This window comes from Bacillus haikouensis, from assembly GCF_013179555.1.
In the GTDB taxonomy this organism is placed as follows: domain Bacteria; phylum Bacillota; class Bacilli; order Bacillales; family Bacillaceae_B; genus Rossellomorea; species Rossellomorea haikouensis_A.
Genome location: NZ_JABMCR010000363.1, coordinates 1 through 3,428 on the forward strand (window position 1 = coordinate 1; position 3,428 = coordinate 3,428).

Annotated in this window: 5 protein-coding genes; all 5 read right to left on the minus strand. The window is 39.9% G+C overall.

Features of this window, described 5'->3' with window-relative positions:
• On the minus strand, nucleotides 1-196 hold a 196-nt coding region (locus HP456_RS21490; RefSeq protein WP_172254903.1), incomplete at its 3' end, for a chorismate synthase.
• Nucleotides 197-445: 249 nt separating this feature from the next.
• The gene (locus tag HP456_RS21495) at nucleotides 446-1,219 is read right to left on the minus strand and encodes a CheR family methyltransferase (protein ID WP_172254905.1); all 774 of its coding nucleotides are present in this window, start codon (nucleotides 1,217-1,219) and stop codon (nucleotides 446-448) included.
• Nucleotides 1,220-1,385: 166 nt separating this feature from the next.
• Entirely contained in the window at nucleotides 1,386-1,832 is a 447-nt protein-coding gene (ndk, locus tag HP456_RS21500; protein ID WP_172254907.1) for a nucleoside-diphosphate kinase, read from the minus strand.
• A 102-nt stretch (nucleotides 1,833-1,934) separates the two neighbouring features.
• Nucleotides 1,935-2,897, minus strand: coding sequence for a heptaprenyl diphosphate synthase component II (gene hepT, locus HP456_RS21505; protein ID WP_172254909.1), 963 nt, complete (start codon nucleotides 2,895-2,897; stop codon nucleotides 1,935-1,937).
• Between the two features lie 34 nt (nucleotides 2,898-2,931).
• The coding region (locus HP456_RS21510) for a demethylmenaquinone methyltransferase (protein ID WP_172254911.1) at nucleotides 2,932-3,428 on the minus strand (497 nt) is incomplete at its 5' end.

A 3,428-nucleotide genomic window follows, 5' to 3' on the forward strand; every position in this document is an offset into this window, starting at 1 on the left:
ATCCGTGCCTCACCCCTCCGACGATTGAAACGCGGTCTTTCTCTATCTGCATTCTCCGTCCGCGTCCATAGCCTTTCTGCCTTCTTGCCAAGTCCTCGTTGATGTCTTCTGATTCTATCGGCATACCTGCCGGCAAACCTTCGATGATCGTTGTCAATTGCGGACCATGAGACTCTCCTGATGTTAAATATCTCATAACACTTTCCCCCTTCAACTCGTTAAAGAATTATGTACCAATATAACATAAGTATTCTATTCATTCCTAGTACTATCTTCAAAAAATTTTGAAGATGTTACTGATAGTCCCGATACCTTTTGTTAAACCAAATGTTGCACAAATATATATCATCATTCAGCGAAAAAGTGTTCATAAATAAAAAAAACGATGGTGCAGAAGCATCGCCGTTCAAATGCTGCGAGCATCTATTTCCATCGTTCAGTTTCCTTATACTTTCTTATAAAAAAATGTATCCTCGGATTGGAAACCATATTGACCAGGATTGAAAATCTGTTCTGTGCTCCCTACAAAAAATACCCCGCCAGCTTTAAGGGAATCATTGAATTTTTTATATAAATTATCTTTTGCTTCTTCTGTAAAGTAGATTAGAACATTTCGGCAAACAATCAAATCAAAATTCTTTTCAAATGAATCTGCAAGCAGATTTTGGTGTTTAAATGTCACAACACTCTTAATTTCCTCATTCACTTTATATAGTTGGCCTTCGGAAGTGAAATACTTGCGTTTGATTTCAGCTGGTACTTCAGCAAGTGAGCGTTCCGGGTAAATGGCATGCTCCGCTCTTTGCAATGCATTCCTGTCTAAATCCGTTGCAAGGATATCAATCCTGGAAGATGGAAGATAGTTTGAAAGCATCATGGCCAAGGTATATGGTTCCTCCCCTGTTGAACAAGCTGCACTCCAAACCTTCAATGTCCCTTTTTCCTTCAAAAGCCTCGGCAGAATTCTTGTCTCGAGAACTTCCCACCGTTTATAATTCCGGTAGAATTCAGATACATTGATTGTCATCCGGTCCAGGAATTCAGCCAATTGCCCTTCATTCGTACTAATGGTCATATAGTAATCATGAAAGCTGTTGTACCCCTTTTTTTCATACAGGGCCGTCAGTCTTCTTTTCATCTGAGCTTCCTTATATAAAGATAAATCAATTCCGGTCCTTCTTTTTATACCTTGAATAAATTCATTATAATCATTTACCATGTACATTCACTCTCTCTGCAGCTATTCTGAATTATTTATGTATATATGATATATCGAACAGAGATAGAAAATGTTTATACTTGAGACTGTATTCTAATTGATCCTTTTATAAAGAAAAAACAAGCCCATGGCAGGCTTGTTTTTTATCTTTTATAAGCAATGCGGATTAATAGATCCACTCGTTCATTAGCTTTGAATATTCAACAAGCTCTTCTTCTTTGAAGAATAAGCCGATTTCCCTTACAGCGCTCTCAGGAGAATCAGAACCGTGAATAATGTTCTTTCCTACTGTCAGGCCAAAGTCACCGCGGATCGTCCCAGTAGCAGCATCCTTGGGGTTTGTTGCACCCATCATTCCACGTGCTGTAGAAATGACATTTTCACCTTGCCACACCATAGCAAAAACAGGACCAGAAGTAATAAAGTCAACAAGTTCTCCAAAGAAAGGTCTTTCTTTATGCTCACCATAGTGCTCTGAAGCAAGTTCATCAGAAATACTCATTAGTTTAGCACCGGCTAATTGGAAGCCTTTTTTCTCGAAGCGTGATACGATATCACCGATTAACCCTCTTTGTACACCGTCTGGCTTTACCATTAAAAACGTTTTTTCCATCTTCCCCACTCCTAATTATGTATGTATAGTCTGTCCGAGGACGTCCCACGAAAATAGTAACAGAGTTTAGGGTTTTTGGCAACGTTTCCATTTTAAATTTTCTTAATATTTTCTTTTTCCTATAAAGTTTGCGATATTCTTAAGGGTCTTCTTTACTCGGTTATGCGGTAAAGATTCCAAATCTCTTAATGCTCTGTCCAGATACATTCTGCTTACCTGGTGAGAGCGTTCGATTGCATCCGAAGTAAGAATCGATGAAATCACCATTTTCATTTCTTCAGGAGACGTCTCTTCCGAAATCTTCTCTATATCAGTTCTGAGAACGGAATCCTCCATTGCATACAATATCGGCAGTGTGATATTCCCCTGCCATAAATCACTGCCGGCGGGCTTGCCTAATTCTTCTTCGCTCGCTGTCAGATCCAATATGTCGTCAGTGATTTGAAAGCTCATCCCTACATTATACCCGAAGCGGAATAATCTTCTATGGACTTCTTCAGGGGCTCCTGAAGAAATGGCTCCAAGTTGACAGCTGACGGCTATCAATAAGGCAGTCTTTCGTTTGATCCTCAATAAATAATCCCTTAGATTCTGCTCATACCGGTATTTATCCTTGATCTGGGCTATTTCGCCTTTACAGAGCTCCACGATTGTATGAGATAGGATCTGGTGCGCTTCAGGATTCTTTATATGTGTCATGTATTCCAATCCTCTTGCAAAAATATAATCGCCCGTATACATGGCAATCCTATTATCCCACTGCGCTTTTATCGTAGGTTTCCCTCTTCTCAATTCCGCATCATCAATTACATCATCGTGGACCAGGGACGCCATATGGATCAGTTCCAAGGCGACAGCCACATTTTTCACGGAGTTAATATTGTAATCCCCGAATTTTGCTGAAAGTAAGACAAAAATGGGCCGGATCCGTTTTCCACCAGCTTGTAAAAGATGCAGGGAGGCTTGATTCAAAAGCCGGGAATCTGATTCGATGGCTGATTCAAGTTCCATTTCAATTTGGTCTATGTCTGTTTTTAGAAAGGAATATATCCTGTTTAGCTTCATAGTTAATCCACCCAGTTTACTGATTTACGATTTTCTATTTCTTGTATCCAACATGCATAGCCGCCACTCCACCGCTATATGGTTTAAAGGATATGTCTTTAAAGTCAGCTTGTCCATACATATCTGCCAATTCCTTCATCCCCGGGAAATCGCGAGCGGATTCCTGCAGCCATGAATATTCCGTAAAGCTTTTGGCAAAAATCCTCCCGAACACAGGCATAATGAATCTGAAGTACATATAATAAAGCTGTTTGAATCCGAACATGGTCGGCTGTGATGTTTCAAGGCAAACAGCCATCCCGCCAGTTTTCAACACACGGTTCATTTCTTTTAGAACATGTAAGTAGTCAGGAACATTCCTTAACCCGAATCCGATGGTGACATAGTCGAATGTATTGTCTTCAAAAGGCAATTCCATTGCATTCCCGTGAATAAGCTCAATATTGGATAAGTGCGATTTTTTTACTTTTTCTTTTCCAATCGACAGCATATTTTGACTGAAGTCGAGGCCGAATACTTTGCCTTCTTTTC

Coding starts and splice junctions, on each gene's coding strand:
- HP456_RS21495 (WP_172254905.1), bottom strand. CDS start 1,219: ATGGTAAATGATTATAATGAATTTATTCAAGGTATAAAAAGAAGGACC.
- ndk (WP_172254907.1), bottom strand. CDS start 1,832: ATGGAAAAAACGTTTTTAATGGTAAAGCCAGACGGTGTACAAAGAGGG.
- hepT (WP_172254909.1), bottom strand. CDS start 2,897: ATGAAGCTAAACAGGATATATTCCTTTCTAAAAACAGACATAGACCAA.